The following is a 15,575-nucleotide window of genomic DNA, read 5'->3' as shown; positions in this document are numbered from 1 at the left end:
GCGAGTCTTCATCATGATGCGCTCTCATCGGCCTGGCGATTCCACGGCAGGCGCGCGGCCCAGCGCGCGAGGCGTGCGCGCAGGCGGTCGAGGAACAGGTAAATCACCGGCGTGGTGTACAGGGTAAAGACCTGGCTCAGCAGCAGGCCGCCCATGACCGTCACGCCGAGCGGCTGGCGCAGCGAAGCGCCCTGGCCGATGCCGATGGCGAGCGGCAGCGCGCCGAGCACGGCGGCGAAGGTCGTCATCATGATCGGGCGCAGCCGGACCACGGCGGCTTCGTGGATCGCTTTGCGCGCTTCCATGCCTTCGTTGCGCTGCAACTGGATGGCGACGTCGACCATCATGATGCCGTTCTTCTTCACGATACCAATGAGCAGGATGATGCCGATCATCGCGATCACCGAGAACGGCGTGCCGAAGATCAGCATGGCGAGGATCGCGCCAATGCCGGCCGAGGGCAGCGTGGAGAGGATCGTGAGCGGGTGGATGGTGTTTTCGTACAGCACGCCCAGCACGATATAGACCACGGCGAGCGCGGCGACAATGAGCAACGGCACGACGCCCATGGACTGCGCGTACGCCTGAGCCGCGCCCGCGAACGCGCCGTGAATGGAAGCGGGCATGCCGATGTCGCGCTCGGCCTGCTCGATGATGTTGCTGGCCTCGGAAAGCGAGCCGCCACTGGGCAGATTGAACGAGATCGTGCCCGCGACTTCCGTGCCCTGGTGATTGACCTGCGTGGCCGTATGGCGCGTTTTCCAGTCCATGAGCGCCATGAGCGGCACCATGGTTTCGGCGGCCGTGCTGTCCGCGCTGCCGCTGGAACTGCCGCCCTTGCTGTTGGCAATCGCGTTGTTCTGCTGGTTGGCCACGGCGTTGGCGTTGCGCTCGTTGGTGTTGCTGCTCGTCGCGCTGGTTGTGGTCACGGCCGTGAAAGGCGTGACGCCCGAGATGACGCTAGACGGCATCTGCGTTTGCGCCGCGCCGCTCGCGTTGCCCGCCGCGGTGCTCAGCCAGATATCCTGGAACGACTGCGGATATTGCCAGTATTGCGGCGCCACTTCCATGACGACGAAGTACTGGTTGATCGCGTTGTAGATGGTCGAGACGGTGCGCTGTCCGAAGGCGTCGTAGAGCACGTTGTCCACCTGGTTCGGATCGAAGCCGTAGCGCTTGGCGGTCGAGCGCGCCACCGTCATGTAGGCCTCCAGACCGTTTTGCTGCAAGTCCGAATTCACATCCGTCATCTGGCCGCGGTGCTTGTTCAATTCGTCCACGAGACGCGGTACCCAGGTGAAGAGGGCGTTGGCGTCGTCGCTCGTGAGCGTGTACTGATACTCGGCCGCCGACTGCCGCCCGCCGATCTGCAGGTCCTGCTGCGCTTGCATGAAAAGGCGTGCGCCCGAAACGGCATTGAGTTTGGGGCGCAGGCGGTTCACGACCTGGGTGGCCGTCAGGCGACGCTCGCCGATCGGCTTCAGTTCGACGAACACGGTCGCCGTATTGAGCGCGCGCCCGCCGGTGAAGCCCGCCACCGACTGCACGGCGGGGTCGGCCTTCACGATGGCCTGCAATTGCGCGAGTTTCTTCTCCATCGCCGTGAACGAAATGCTCTGGTCCGCGATGATCTGTCCGATCAGAATGCCGGTGTCCTGCTCGGGGAAGAACGTGCCGGAAAGCAGCCGCGCGAGAAACACGTTGCCCACCAGCAGCGCGAACAGGATGAAGATCGTGAGCCGCGCGTGATTGAGCGCGACGTCGAGCGTGCGCGAATAGAACTGCTTGAAGCGCTCGAACTGCGCGTCGATCCACACGGCCGCGCGCGAGGGCTTGCGGTGCAGCGCTTCGCGCTTGAGCACGTAGGCGCACATGGTCGGCGTGACGGTGAGCGAGATCACGAGCGAGATGAGGATCGCGATGGAGAGCGTCATCGCGAACTCGTGAAAGAGCAGGCCCACGATGCCGGGCATCAGCAGAATGGGCAGGAACACGGCGATGAGCGAGAGGCTCATGGAAAGCACCGTGAAGCCCACTTCGCCCGCGCCTTTGAGCGCCGCTTCCTTGGGCTCCATGCCGGCTTCGATGTGGCGCACGATGTTTTCCAGCACCACCACGGCGTCGTCCACCACGAAGCCGGTGCCGATGGTGAGCGCCATCAGCGAGAGATTGTCGATGCTGTAGCCGAGCAGGTACATGGGCCCGAACGTGCCCACGATGGAAAGCGGCAGCGCCACGGCGGGAATGAGCGTCGCGCGTGGCGAGAGCAGGAACACGAACACCACGCCGATCACGAGCAGTACGGCGATGAACAGGGTGCGCTCGGTGTCGGCCACGGAGGCGCGCACGGACTCGGAGCGGTCGATCGCCACGTTCACCTTGATCGTGGCGGGCAGCGCGGCTTCGATGGAGGGCAGGCGGTCGCGGATCTGCTGCACCGTCTTCACGACGTTGCTGCCGGGCATCGGGTAGACGATCACGAGCACGGCAGACTGGCCGTTGTAGAGGCCCGCGTTGCGGATGTTTTCGTTGGAATCGATGACCGAGGCCACGTCGCGCAGGAACACGGGCGAGCCGTTGCGATACGCGATCACGACATCGCGGAACGGCGCGGCATTGCTGATCTGGTCGTTCGAGATGACCGTATAGCGCTGGTTGCCCTGGTCGATATGGCCTTTCGCGCTGTCGGCGTTGGCCGCGCCAATAGAGGCGCGCACGTCTTCGAGCCCGATGCCGTAGCTGTTGAGCTTGCCGGGTTCCAGCTCCACGCGCACGGAGGGCAGCGCGCCGCCGCCCAGCGTGATCTGCCCCACGCCGTCCACTTGCGAGAGCTGCTGCTGGATGACCGAATCGGCGGAATCGTAGAGCTGCGCCTTGGTGAGCGTTTCCGACGTGAGCGCGAGCACCATGATCGGTGCGCTGGCGGGGTTGTACTGGCGGTACGTTGGATTGCTGCGCAAGGTGGTGGGCAGGTCGGCGCGCGCGGCCTGGATCGCGGCCTCAACGTCGCGCGCCGCGCCGTTGATGTCGCGGTTCAGGCCGAACACGATCACGATGAGCGACGAACCCGTGTTGCTGATCGACGTGAGCTGGCTCACGTCGGCGATGGTGCCGAGGCGCCGCTCCAGCGGCTCGGCTACGGTCGACGCCATGATGTCCGGGCTCGCGCCCGCCATGTTGGCCTGCACCACGATCACCGGATAGGCGATGTTGGGCAGCGGCGCGACCGGCAGCCGGAAAAAGGCGAGTATCCCCGAAATGAGGATCGCAATCGCGAGAAGCGACGTCGCGACCGGCCGCCGGATGAAGAGCGCCGAGAGGTTCACGGCGTGCCCTCGGGCGCGGGTGGCACGCCGTTGCCGGGGCCGCCGTCCGCGTCGCCGTCTGCGCGGGGTTCAGGCTTGCGCTTGCGCCCGAAGCGTTCGGCGAGCCGGTCGAAGTACAGATAGATCACGGGCGTCGTGAAGAGCGTGAGCATCTGCGAAAGCGTGAGGCCGCCGATGATCGCAAGGCCCAGCGGGCGGCGCAGTTCCGAGCCCGTGCCGCTGCCGAGCAGCATCGGCAACGCGCCGAGCATGGCGGCCAGCGTGGTCATGAGAATGGGCCGGAAACGCAACAGCGACGCCTCGAAAATGGCTTCGCGCGGCGGCTTGCCGTGCACGCGCTCCGCTTCGAGCGCGAAGTCCACCATCATGATGGCGTTTTTCTTGACGATGCCGATCAGCAGCACGATGCCAATAATGCCGATCACGTCCAGATCCTTGCCCGCGATCATCAGCGCTAGCAGCGCGCCAATGCCGGCTGAGGGCAGCGTCGAGAGGATCGTGACCGGGTGCACGTAGCTCTCGTAGAGCACGCCCAGCACGATATAGACAGCCACGAGCGCCGCGATCAGCAGATACACCTCGCTCGAAAGCGAATCCTCGAACGCCTGCGCCGCGCCCTGGAACGACGAGGTGATCGAGGGCGGCAGGTTCACGGCGGCCTCGGCCTTGCGCACGTCGCGCACGGCGGCGGAGAGCGAGGCGCCATCGGCGAGATTGAACGAGATCGTGACCGAAGGGAACTGCGCGAGATGGCTGATCATGAGCGGCGAGCGCGTAATGCTGATCTTCGCAATGCCCTTGAGCGGCACCTGGCCTTCGCTGCTCGTCTGGCTCGGCAGATAGAGGTCGCCAAGCGAATCGACCGTGGGCAGCGACTCCGGCTTCGCCACCAGAATCACGCGGTACTGGTCCGACTGCTGGAAGATGGTCGACACGATGCGCTGGCCCAGCGCGTCGTAGAGCGCGTTGTCGATGGTCGCCGCCGTGATGCCGTAGCGCGCCGCGAGCTGGCGGTTCACTTCGATGTTCACGGAAAGGCCATCCGTGTTGAGGTCGCTCGTGACGTCGCGAATGGACGTGATCTGCTTCATGCGCGCGATGAGCGCGGGCACGTACTGATCGAACGCCTCCTGGTTCGGCCCGCGCAGCACGAAGTTGTACTGGTTGCGCGAGACCGTCGTGTCGAGCGTGAGGTCCTGCTCGGGCTGCACGTAAAGGCGCACGCCCGCCACCTTCGCGACCGACTGCTGGATGCGCCGGCCGATCTCGTCGGCGGTTTCGGAGCGGTCGTCGTGCGGCTTCAGGTTGATGAGGAAGCGCCCGTTGTTGAGCGTGTTGTTGATGCCGTCGATGCCCACGTACGAGGTGAGCGACACCACATCGGGGTCCTTGAGAATTTCCTCGGCAAGCGCGGACTGGCGCCTCACCATCGCCTGGTAGGAGATGGAGTTGTCCGCCACGCTGATGCCCTGCAGCACGCCCACGTCCTGCACGGGGAAAAGGCCCTTGGGGATGACCACATAGAGCAGGCCGGTCAGCACGACGGTCACCAGGAAAACGACGAGCGTGAGCACCTGGTGGTCGAGCACCCAGCGCAGGCCGCGCTCGTAGGCATTGAGCGTCTTGTCGAACAGCCCTTCACTGATGCGCTCGAAGCGGCTGGGGTGCCGCTCGGCCTGGGCGCGCAGAATGCGCGCGCACATCATCGGTACTACGGTGAGCGAGACCACGGCGGAAAGCACGATGGTCACCGCGAGCGTCACGGCGAACTCGCTGAACAGGCGCCCGATCACGCCGCCCATGAAGAGCAGCGGAATCAGCACGGCAATGAGCGAAATGGTCAGCGACAGAATCGTGAAGCCGATTTGCCCCGCGCCTTTTAACGCCGCCTGCAACGGTTTGTCGCCTTCCTCCAGGTAGCGCACGATGTTCTCGATCATCACGATCGAGTCGTCCACCACGAAGCCCGTGGCGATGATGAGCGCCATGAGCGAGAGGTTGTCGATCGAGTAGCCGAGCTCATACATGATCGCGAGCGTGCCGATCAGCGAGACCGGCACCGAGATGCTCGGAATGATGGTGGCGGGCAGGTTGCGCAGGAACACGAAGATCACGGCCACCACGAGCGCCACGGCGAGCACGAGTTCGAAGGCCGCGTCGCTCACCGAAGCGCGGATCACGCCGACGCTGTTCGACACCACCGTGACCTGCATGCCCGCGGGCAGCGACGCTTCGAGTTGCGGCAGCTGCCGCATGATCTGGTTGACGGTGGCGATCACGTTCGCCCCCGGCTGACGCTGCACGTTCAGCACGATGGCGGGCGTCTTGTTGTACCAGGCGCCGCGCTCCACGTCCTGCGCGGCCGTGGACACGCGCGCGACGTCGCGCATGAACACGGGCGAGCCGTTTTGATAGGCGATGACCGTGTCTTCGTAGTCCTTCGGGTCCGAAATCTGGTCGTTCGAATTGATCGTGTAGTTGAGCTCGGGGCCGTCGAAGTTGCCCTTCGGGTTGCTGACGTTGACGTTGGCGAGCAGCGTGCGCAGGTCGTCGAGATTCAGGCCGTAGGCGGCGAGTTTTTGCGGGTCGGCCTCCACGCGCACGGCGGGCACGTTGCCGCCCGCGGTGGTGACGAGGCCCACGCCCGGCACTTCGGAAATTTTCGTGGCGAGCCGGTTGTTGGCCGCGTCCTGCAACTGCGTGAGCGACATCGACTTCGACGTGACCGCGAGCGTGAGGATGGGCTGGTCGGCCGGGTTCACCTTGGCGTAGGTCGGCGGCGCGGGCAGACCGCTCGGCAGGAAGCTGTTCGCCGCGTTGATGGCCTGCTGCACGTTCTGCTCCGCAACATCCAGACTCAGCGAGAGGTCGAACTGCAGGGTGATGACCGAGGCGCCCTCGGAGCTGTACGAGATCATCTGCTGCAGCCCGGGAATTTCGCCGAGCTGCACTTCGAGCGGCGCCGTGACGGTGGTCGCCATCACGTTCGGGCTCGCGCCCGGATAGAACGTCTGCACCTGAATGGTGGGGTAGTCCACCGCGGGCAGCGAGGAAACCGGCAGGAACTTCATCGCGACGAGGCCGATCAGCACCATCGCGATCATCAGGAGCGAAGTCGCGACCGGTCGCAGGATGAAGAGACGCGAAATATTCATCGGCGCTGGGTCCGGGGCTTAACCCGCTTGCGAGGCCGCAGCGCTCGCGTCGGATGCGTTCGGTGCCGTGGCGCCGGGTGCGCTCGACGCGGCGGGAGCGCTGCCGTGGTGCGGTGCGCTTGCACCACTTGCGGCGCCGGCGTGCGTGGCGGGCCTTGGCCCGGCGGGCTGGATCTTCGCGCCGTCGTTGAGGCGGTCGAGGCCGTCGGTCACGACATGCTGACCCTGCTGCAGGCCTGCGGATATCACGGTATAGCGGCCGTCGCTCGGCCCGAGCGTGACCTTGTGGACCGACACGGTGTTGTCGGCGTTCACGAGGTACACGTAGTCGCCGGGCGCGCCGGTCTGCACGGCGGGCGTGGGCACGAGCACGGCGTTCTGCAGCGTGTCGACGAGCAGCCTCACATTGACGAACTCGTTGGGAAAGAGCGCCTCGTCGTCGTTGGGCACGCTCGCGCGCAGCGTGACCGTGCCGGTGGCCGTGGCCATCTGGTTGCTGAGCGCGAAGAGCGTGCCGGTGGCGATCTGGCGAGTGTTGTCGCTGCTGAAGACGGTGATCGGCAGCTTCGCGCCGGCATTGACACGATCGAGCACGCTGCCGAGCGAGGTTTGCGGAATCGCGAACTGGACGGTGGTGGGCTTCATCGTCGTGATGACGGCAATGCCCGTGGAACTGGACGAAGTCACGTAGTTGCCCGGATCGACGAGCCGCAGGCCGACGCGCCCCGACACCGGCGCGGTAATGCGGCAATAGATCAGATCGAGTTCGAACAATCTGACGTTGGCCTGATCGGCCTTCACAGCGGCCTCGTACTGCATGACGAGGAACCGCTGGTCGCTGTAGGTCTGTTCGGCGATCGAGCGCTTCTCGTTCAACTGCGTGTAGCGCACGAGGTCGGCGCGCGCCTGGGCGAGCAGGGCCTGGTCCTTCGCGAGCTGCGCGATGGCTTGTTCCTTGCTGATCTCGTACTGGCGCGGGTCGATCTGCGCGAGGAACTGCCCCTTCACGACATCCTGGCCTTCCTTGTAGCCCACTTCGGTGAGGTAGCCGCTGATTTGCGGCAGAACCGTGACGGTGGCGACAGGCGTGACGGTGCCGAGCGCGTTGAGCGTCACGGGCATCGGCCCGAGCGTGGCGGCGGCCACGGTCACCACCTGCGGCGTCGCGCCGCGCTCCGTCTTCTTGTTGCGCATGATGTGCACAATCACGAGCACGATCAGCAAGATCACGACAATGGCGAGGATGATCGGACCGAGCCGGCGGCGCTTGCGCGTCTGCGGAGGCGGTGCGGGCGGCGGGGGTGGCTGCGGCGCGGGTTGCGTCTGCGGGACGTCGCTCATGCCTGCCTCCATGAGGTCGAACCACCGCGCGAGGCGGTGCGGAGTAACCGTATCGGCGCGTTCAACGGCTTGCCTGCCGCGAATGGCTGCCGGTGACTGTCGAGTTGCTGCATACGCATTCTCATGATTGTTATGCCGTCGAAGCCGGGCCTCGCTGTGCAGCGAAGGCCAAGACTCGCAGTCTAACCAACTCGTGCGCCAATTTCGAAACGTTAGTTATTTGTAAGGTTTTCACGCGGTTACAGCGGATGCCCGGGTGATCGGGGAGCACCGGTCGCGGTGTGCAATGCATCGCAGAAATGCTTGTTTGCGTGTACGCCGATGACTGTCTAGATTGGAAGGGGTCAACGCCTTGCAAGGAGTCCGCAATGTCGAAGTTGTCGATGCCGGCGTGGTTTGCGCGGCGCGGCCGTGCGAACAGCCCGCCCGTGCCGGACGGCGGCGAGCCCGAACCGCGCGACGCGTCGCGCGAAACCGAGCACCTCGAACGAATCGCCACGTATGCACGGGCCGGTTACTTCAATATGGGCTATACGCCCGACATGTTTCCGCTAGTCGGCGATCTGCCGCCGCATTGATCTGCGGCATGAGTCCACGCGCGCGTCACTGCGCCGCGTTTTCCTCCGCGAAGCCCGCCGTGCCGCCCAGGGTGCCGGTGGGCCGGAACTCGCTGGGCGGCACGCCCAGTTCGCGGCGGAACATCTCGCTGAAGCTGCTCGGCAGGTAGCCCAGCATGCGCGCCACGGCGCTCACAGGCTCGCCCTCCGCGAGGCGCGACACGGCGAGTGCGAGCTGCACCTGGCGGCGCCACTCCGCAAACCCCATGCCAAGCTCGCGCGTGAAGAGGCGCGAGAGCGTGCGCACGCTCGCGCCCACCCACGCCGCATGTTGTTCGAAGCCGATATCGGCCGACGGGTTGTCGATCACTGCGCGGCATAGCGTGGCGAGGCGGCGGTCGGATGCGTCGGGCAGCGGAATGCGTAGCGTGGAGCGCGGCGCGTGGGCGAGTTCGATCGACGCGAGGCGATAGGCCGCGTCGAGCCAGGCGTCGTCGTCTTCGCGCGCGCGTTCCGCGAGACTCGTGATGAGTTCGCGCAGCAGGCCGTTGACCTCGAACACCTCGCACCGCTCGCTCAGGTGCCGGCTGTCGCGCTCGTGCAGATAGAGATTGCGCATCTCGACGGCGCTTAGCATATGAATGGCGTGCTGCGTGCCCGGCGGCAGCCACACGGCGCGCTGCGGCGGCACGACGAGCGCTTCGCGTTCCACCTCGACCCACATCACGCCCGAGACGGCGTAGAGCACCTGCGCCCAGGTATGCGTGTGCGGCTCGATCTGGAGGCCGCGCGGGTAGTGACGCGCGAGCGAACGTCCGCGCCCCGGCTCGTCGTCGAGTTCGGGGGGCGCGGCTTGGGGCATGGGGAGTCTCCGGGTGACAGGTGAGGCGTGTGTGCCTCGTCTGGCGAGCGTCACGCTAACATGGCTGGACGTGTGGTGGAAGCGGAGCCGTGGTCCTTGTGGGTTCCTCGCCTGGTTGTCATTGTCACGCTTTTGCGCACCGCGACACGCACCGGTAATATGAGACGATTTTCCGGACCGCGCGGCAGCGCCCTGCATTTCCCGCCCATGAACGCATCCGATCCCGCACTGCAAGACGAAGATCCGCTGGGCCTCTACACCCGCGGCGCCGGCCGGGCGCGCGAATGGTGGCGCGTCTCGCCTTCCGCACGTGCGCATATGTACCGCATCGAGCACGGCCAGGGCGAGGACGACAAGGTCGACATCGACACTGAAATCGACCTCGACAATCTCGAATCGAAGCTGCTCAAATGGCGTCGCGAGGGCTTCGTTTCCGAAGCGCAGCGCGCCGATGAAGCGCGGGCCGCACAAGCGGGCGGCACGTTTTCGGCAGCGTTGCGGCAAGCCGTCGAAGCGGCGCGCGAGGCCAAAGCGGCGCAAACCTCACCGCAAGTTAAAACGCCCACCGTACGCATCGGCAGCGTGGATCTGCCGCGCGGCGAGCCGAACGCGTTGGTGCCGCGCGTGAACGCGGCTTATCTCTTCACCGAACGTGGCGACGACATCGTTCAGGACATCGTAGAAAATCGCCGCGTCATGCTGATCGGCCATACGGGCTCGGGCAAGACGAGCTTCATCGAACAGGTGGCCGCGCGCGCGGACTATGGCGTGCTGCGTGCGAACATGAACGGCCAGACCACGATTGGCGACTTCGTGGGTTTCTGGACCGTGAAGGGCGGCGAGACGATCTGGGTGGACGGCGTGCTGCCCGTGGCGATGCGCGAGGGCTTCTGGCTCATCATCGACGAACTCGACTTTGCCGAGCCGTCGATTCTTGCCGTGCTCACCGCCGTGCTGGAACCGAACGGGCGCCTTTTGCTCAAGGAGCGCGGCAATGAAATAGTCGAGCCGCATCCGTCGTTCCGCCTCTTCGCCACCGCGAACGCGGCGGGCGCGATGAGCGCGTACCGTCATCTGTACCAGGGGGCGAACCTGCTCAATGAGGCATTTCTCGACCGCTGGCGCGTGTACCTGTTCGACTATCTCTCGCTTGAAGAGGAAACCGAAGTATTGCTGCGCACGCTGCCAGTGCTCACGCGGCCGCTCGCGCAGACGCTCGCCGCCGTCGCCGCCGACTGCCGCGCGGCGTTCGCCCGCGAGGACCTCGCGAGCGCGTTTTCCACGCGGCGCCTGATCGACTGGGCCGAACTCATGCTGCGCACGGGCGATGTCGAGCGCGCGGCAGGGCCGGCGATCTACGCGAAGGTGAGTGCGGACGATGCGGCGCTCATCCGCAGCATCATTCGTCATCACGTGATCTTCGACGCGTGAGTAAGGAGGCGCCTGTGTCCAGCTTGCCGGACGCACCAGAAGGTCTGACGGCGGGCGCCGATCCCGAGGGCGCGCTCGGGCGCCTCGCGCGTGTGCTGACCGGCGACACGCGCGTGAGCGTGTCGTTCGGCGCGGGCGAGCCGCACGTGGAAGGCGAACGCTTCGTGCTGCCCGCGCGCCTCACGGATGACGCCGCGCATGAAGCCGTACTGCTTGGCGCGCTCGACTTGCTGGCCGCGCGCCATCGCTACAGCGAAGCGGCGCGCCTCGACACGCCGCAAGCCGGCGTGACGGGGCGCATTGCGCAGGCGATCGAGGACCGCCGCGTGCTCGCGCAACTCGCGCGCGCGTTCCCCGGCGCGCAACGCTACGCGCAAAGCTGGCGCGCGCAACGCAGCGACGACATCGCGCGGCGCTGGCCGAAGCTGGCGTGGCGCGAGCGTCTTGCATGGGCGATCGAGCGCACGCTCTGGGACGAAGCGCCCGGTGTGCTGGAACGCGATGCAGCGGCGCTCGCTGCTGCTCTGCGCGCGATCGACGGTCCGCTCGATGCGGCGCGCGCGAGCCGGTCGACGCAAGCGAGCCTGCGTGCGGCTGTGGAGATCGTGGCGGGCGTGCGCTCGCTCGCATCGCGCGGCGCGAACAACATGATGCAGACGGCGGGCCCCGCCGAAGGTCTCGACGACGAAGCGGCCCGGCTCGCCCAGGCGATGGACGAATTCGGTGCGCAAGACGAGGTCGAGCCGCCGGACGGCGCCGCGCAACCAGACGACGCCCGCGAGCGTGACGATGGCGCTTCGGCGCACGCGAGTACGCAGTCCGATTCCGCCGCTGGCACATCGCTTTCCGAGGCGGACGCACCGCACGCCGCCGCAGGCAATCGCAGTCCCGCGCAGATGCGCCCACGCTTGTCGATCCCGCTGACCACGGCATTCGATGTCGTCACCGACCTCACGGGCCGCGGCGACGCCACCGCCTGGCGCAAGCTGCGTGCATTGGCGCGCGCCGAAACCGGCGCGCTCAAGGCCCAGCTCGAGCGTGTGCTTAAGGCCGACGAACTCACGCACTGGAAGCGCGAGCAGGAGCGCGGCGAGATCGACCGCGCCGCGCTCGCGCGTCTCGCCGCCTCGCACGGCTATCGCACGCCGTTTCGCGTGGCGCGTCATGCGAGCGGCCGCGACACGGTGGTCACGCTGCTGCTCGACCTGAGCGGGTCGATGGCGGGCCGCAAGATCGAACTGGCGCGCCTGTGCGCGGCGGCGCTCGCTGATGCCCTCACACAGCTCGCGTTCGATGCGGAAGTGCTCGGCTACAGTTCGATCGAAGCACCGGAAATGCGTGCACTCTATGAGCGTGAGCGCGCGGCCGGCGCCGATCTGCGAGCCTATAACCGCTTCGTCGAGCGGCTGGATCTGCGCGTGTTCAAGCGCTTCGACTCACGCGACCTGAGCGGGCTCGCGGCGATCGAGTGCGGCCACGAGAACCCGGACGGCGAAGCGCTTGCCTGGGCGGCTGCGCGCCTTGCGCAGCGCAGGGCGCGCCGGCGGCTGCTTTTCGTGCTCTCGGACGGCTATCCTTCGACGAGCGACGGCGACCCGGCCGTGTTACGCAGCGACCTGCTCGCGCGCGTGCAGGCCGTGACGGAGCAGGGCATCGAGCTAGTGGGCATCGGCATCCTGGACGACGCGGTCGAGGCGTTCTATCCGAATGCCGTGGTCGTGCGCAAGCTGCACGAATTGCCGGCCACCGCGTTCGCGACCTTGAGCCGCCTGCTGGCGGGGCAGCCGCACTGAAACCGTGCGAGCACTGGCGGCGGCGCTTTCCTTGCCGGACCGGGCGCATTGCGCTAAGTTGAACAGGCAGGCGTTGCGCCTCTGCCAACCCTTCCACTGACGAATACAAACAGGTCATGCCAGGCCGCGACTACCGACCCGTGGATTACGACCGCCTCTACTACCGGCTCGATCTGGAGCCGGGGGCGAGCGAGGCGGACATCAAGCATCACTATCGCCATCTCGCGCAGATCCTGCATCCCGACAAATGGCGGCACCCCACGGCCGCCTCGATGCGCTGGGCCGACGATCAGTTCAAGCGCGTCAAGGAGGCGCGCGAGCTGCTCGAGGCCTATTGGTCCGTGCATCATGCGCCGCCGGTGAGCCGTGCCGCGCTGAGCGTCGCGCAGGCCGAGGAGCTGCACGCGCAAATGCAATCGCTGCTGGCGCAGCGCGAACGCGTGCGCGCCGAACTGGACGGGATGCGCGCCGAACGCACGCGTACCCTCGACGAAATCCAGCGCATGCGGACCGAACGCGACTCGCTGCACGGCGAGCTCACGGCGTTGCGCGACGAAGCGGATGCCGGGCAGCCAGGCGAGCAGGACGCAGGCGAACCACAAGCCGTTGACGTCCAGGCGCGTTCAGGCGTGCGTGATTTCCTGTTTGCGAAATTCGACGATCCTTCGCGGGGCTGGCTGCTGACGCTTTCCGCGAGCGTGTTCGCGTGCCTCGTGATTTATGTGATCGCGCATTGGATCGTGGGCCTGCTGTTCGCGCCCATCGCGCGCTTCGAGATCGGCCGCTGGCTCGCCCATATTCTGCGGTGGGCGCTCGTGGCGGGCGGCGTGGTGCTCACGTTCGGCTGGGGCTGGTCGCAGCGCACGCTATACCGCGCCGGGCGTGCCGGGCGCGAGCACCCTGTGGCCTTGCCCGGCGACGAAACGCGCCGGCGCGTGAGCGCGGCGCTGCGTCACGAGGCGCACTACGGCGCTGAGTGGAGCATCGAATCGTACGAGGCTGCGCCTGACGAGACGCAATTCGCGCTGCGTGCGGTCATGCGCTTCTCGCCGGGCTCCCAGGCTGGCGCACGGCGCCAGGTGGTGTCGTTCCGGTGCCGGGCGCACACGACCGGCGCCGCGCAAACGGCGCTCGCGTATGACTTCTCCGTGGCGGCGCCCACGTGGTGGCTCGTGCCGGCCGCCCGCGTGGTGCGCGACTTGCGCAAGCGGCTCGACGCCGATCTCGGCGCGCCGCGCTGAAGCGGCCGCGCCGCCGCATTCAATCGACGACGAAGAGTTTCGCGCCCGTGCGCGTGTACGACTGGTGCGCCTCGGCGTTGTCTCCCACCTCATAGCTCATGCCGGGTGTGAGGACGAACTTGCGCCCGTCGTCGAGCGTCGTTTCGAGTTCGCCTTCGAGGCAGAACAGAATGTGCCCCTTCTTGCACCAGTGATCCGCGAGGTAGCCAGCCGAGTATTCGACCATGCGCACGCGGATCGGGTTGGCTTCGTCGCCGAAAAAACGCGTGCGCCAGCTGGCCATGCCCGTTTCCCCTTTGTGCTGCGTGGGCTCGACGCGGGACCAGTCGGTGGTGCCGAAGCGAAATGCAGCCATTTTCATGCGGTTTTCTCCTTGTGCGTGTCGTCCGATTGTAGCGGAGCAGGCTCACGCATCGTCGTCGTCCGCTGTACGCTCCCGTTCGTCCACGCGCTTCATGTTATCGAGCAGCTTCAGCAGATAGTGCAGCGTGTGCGTCATGTCGTCGGACGAAAAATTGTCCAGCACGGCTTCGTAGTACGCCTCGATTTTCGGCGTGGCCTGCGCAACCCACAGCTTGCGGCCCGGCTCGGTCATGCAGACGAGACGCGAGCGGCGATCGCGCGCATCCGCCTGGGTCGTCACGTGGCCGTCGCGTTCCATCCGGCTGATCAGGCCCGAGAGATTCTGGCGGCTCACCATCAGATAGCGCGCGAGATCGCCCACGCTCATGCCCGGCTGCGCTTCCGGGCGCGAAAGCGCGCCGAGCACAGCCCATTGCTGCGTGGTCAAGCCCTCGGCCTCCACCGCGCGCGTACCGGTTTTATGCAACATGTTTGCGCATTGATAGAGCCGGAAGAACAGCCGGTTGGCCAGATCGAAGCGGCTTGAATCCTGAATTTTTGGTGTTTTTCGCAAGGGTTTCTCCTGGTGTTTCCGCGCTTGTCTTCGATATGAGTGTTACCTAGTATACGTCAATATATTGACGTAATTTGATGCCGAGCCCAAAGAGGACCGGCTTCGAAGGCGTCTATGGTACTGCTCAACCGAATGGAGGATCGCGGTGCGAAAGCTCGAAGGCAAGACGGTGGTGGTGACGGGCGGCGGAGGCGGCATCGGCGGGGCGACCTGCCGGCGCTTTGCGGCCGAGGGCGCGCGTGTGGCGGTGCTGGATCTGTCGCTCGAAGCGGCGCTGAAGGTGGCTGAGGATATCCGCGAGAAGGGCGGTGCGGCGCTGGCGCTGCGTTGCGACATCACGAACCGCTCGGAAGTGGAGGCGGCGCTCCAGCAAGTGCAAGCGCAGCTCGGCCCCGTGGATGTGCTGGTGAACAACGCGGGCTGGGACGTTTTCCGTCCATTTACGAAGACCGAACCCGCGCAGTGGGAGAAACTCATCGCCATCAATCTCACGGGCGCGTTGCATATGCATCACGCGGTGCTGCCCGGCATGGTGGAGCGCAAGCGCGGACGCATTATCAACATCGCCTCGGATGCTGCGCGCGTGGGCTCGTCGGGCGAAGCGGTCTACGCGGCGTGCAAGGGCGGCCTCGTGGCGTTCTCGAAGACGATCGCACGTGAGCACGCGCGCCACGGCATCACCGTGAACGTGGTGTGCCCGGGTCCGACCGACACTGCACTCTTCGCCGAATACAAGGAAGGCGCGGGCAACCCCGAGAAGCTGCTCGAAGCGTTCCAGCGCTCGATTCCGCTCGGCCGCATTGGCCAGCCTGACGATTTTCCCGGCGCAATCGTGTTCTTCGCGAGCGACGACGCGAACTACATCACGGGACAGGTGTTGAGCGTATCGGGCGGTCTGACCATGGCGGGCTAACGCGCGCTCTATCGAATACGAAACAGGAAACGCATCGATC

Annotated in this window: 11 protein-coding genes; 5 read left to right on the top strand and 6 right to left on the bottom strand. The window is 66.1% G+C overall.

The window, feature by feature from the left end; all coding sequences use genetic code 11:
* Nucleotides 1-11 precede the first annotated feature (11 nt).
* Genes FAZ97_RS32025 through FAZ97_RS32015 form a run of 3 tightly spaced genes read right to left on the bottom strand, consistent with a single transcriptional unit; the run spans nucleotide 12 to nucleotide 7,822 of the window.
* Nucleotides 12-3,326, bottom strand: a complete 3,315-nt coding sequence (locus FAZ97_RS32025) for an efflux RND transporter permease subunit (protein ID WP_158762790.1) — start codon at nucleotides 3,324-3,326, stop codon at nucleotides 12-14.
* The gene (locus FAZ97_RS32020; RefSeq protein ID WP_158762789.1) at nucleotides 3,323-6,481 is read right to left on the bottom strand and encodes an efflux RND transporter permease subunit; all 3,159 of its coding nucleotides are present in this window, start codon (nucleotides 6,479-6,481) and stop codon (nucleotides 3,323-3,325) included. The genes FAZ97_RS32025 and FAZ97_RS32020 overlap by 4 nt, the downstream gene beginning before the upstream one ends.
* Nucleotides 6,482-6,499: 18 nt before the next feature.
* The gene (locus FAZ97_RS32015) at nucleotides 6,500-7,822 is read right to left on the bottom strand and encodes an efflux RND transporter periplasmic adaptor subunit (protein WP_158762788.1); all 1,323 of its coding nucleotides are present in this window, start codon (nucleotides 7,820-7,822) and stop codon (nucleotides 6,500-6,502) included.
* Between the two features lie 368 nt (nucleotides 7,823-8,190).
* Here FAZ97_RS32015 and FAZ97_RS32010 point away from each other — a divergent pair, with 368 nt between their 5' ends.
* Nucleotides 8,191-8,400 carry a hypothetical protein gene (locus tag FAZ97_RS32010; protein ID WP_158762787.1) on the top strand — a complete coding sequence of 70 codons (210 nt, stop codon included), beginning with the start codon at nucleotides 8,191-8,193 and terminating at the stop codon, nucleotides 8,398-8,400.
* A 25-nt stretch (nucleotides 8,401-8,425) separates the two neighbouring features.
* Here the strand turns inward: FAZ97_RS32010 and FAZ97_RS32005 are convergent, their stop codons facing one another.
* Nucleotides 8,426-9,241 (bottom strand): AraC family transcriptional regulator, encoded by an 816-nt coding sequence (locus FAZ97_RS32005; protein WP_158762786.1) that lies wholly within the window; start codon nucleotides 9,239-9,241, stop codon nucleotides 8,426-8,428.
* 207 nt (nucleotides 9,242-9,448) lie between these two features.
* Between FAZ97_RS32005 and FAZ97_RS32000 the strand changes: the two genes are divergently transcribed.
* The 3 genes from FAZ97_RS32000 (at nucleotide 9,449) to FAZ97_RS31990 (ending at nucleotide 13,706) form a co-directional block, all read left to right on the top strand.
* Entirely contained in the window at nucleotides 9,449-10,672 is a 1,224-nt protein-coding gene (locus FAZ97_RS32000) for an AAA family ATPase (protein WP_158762785.1), read from the top strand.
* 14 nt (nucleotides 10,673-10,686) lie between these two features.
* A complete protein-coding gene (locus FAZ97_RS31995; RefSeq protein WP_233271998.1) occupies nucleotides 10,687-12,465 on the top strand; it encodes a cobaltochelatase CobT-related protein in 1,779 nt (592 codons plus the stop codon).
* A gap of 116 nt (nucleotides 12,466-12,581) precedes the next feature.
* Entirely contained in the window at nucleotides 12,582-13,706 is a 1,125-nt protein-coding gene (locus FAZ97_RS31990) for a J domain-containing protein (RefSeq protein ID WP_158762784.1), read from the top strand.
* A gap of 19 nt (nucleotides 13,707-13,725) precedes the next feature.
* Here the strand turns inward: FAZ97_RS31990 and FAZ97_RS31985 are convergent, their stop codons facing one another.
* Nucleotides 13,726-14,067 carry a DHCW motif cupin fold protein gene (locus FAZ97_RS31985; protein ID WP_158762783.1) on the bottom strand — a complete coding sequence of 114 codons (342 nt, stop codon included), beginning with the start codon at nucleotides 14,065-14,067 and terminating at the stop codon, nucleotides 13,726-13,728.
* Between the two features lie 45 nt (nucleotides 14,068-14,112).
* On the bottom strand, nucleotides 14,113-14,538 hold the full coding sequence (locus FAZ97_RS31980) for a MarR family transcriptional regulator (RefSeq protein WP_158762782.1): 426 nt from the start codon (nucleotides 14,536-14,538) through the stop codon (nucleotides 14,113-14,115).
* A gap of 229 nt (nucleotides 14,539-14,767) precedes the next feature.
* Between FAZ97_RS31980 and badH the strand changes: the two genes are divergently transcribed.
* A complete protein-coding gene (gene badH / locus FAZ97_RS31975; RefSeq protein WP_158762781.1) occupies nucleotides 14,768-15,535 on the top strand; it encodes a 2-hydroxycyclohexanecarboxyl-CoA dehydrogenase in 768 nt (255 codons plus the stop codon).
* Nucleotides 15,536-15,575 lie beyond the last annotated feature (40 nt).

Source organism: Paraburkholderia acidiphila (assembly GCF_009789655.1).
Taxonomy (GTDB): Bacteria; Pseudomonadota; Gammaproteobacteria; order Burkholderiales; family Burkholderiaceae; genus Paraburkholderia; species Paraburkholderia acidiphila.
Note: the sequence above shows the minus strand (reverse complement) of the source record. Positions and strands in the feature narration are given on the sequence as shown.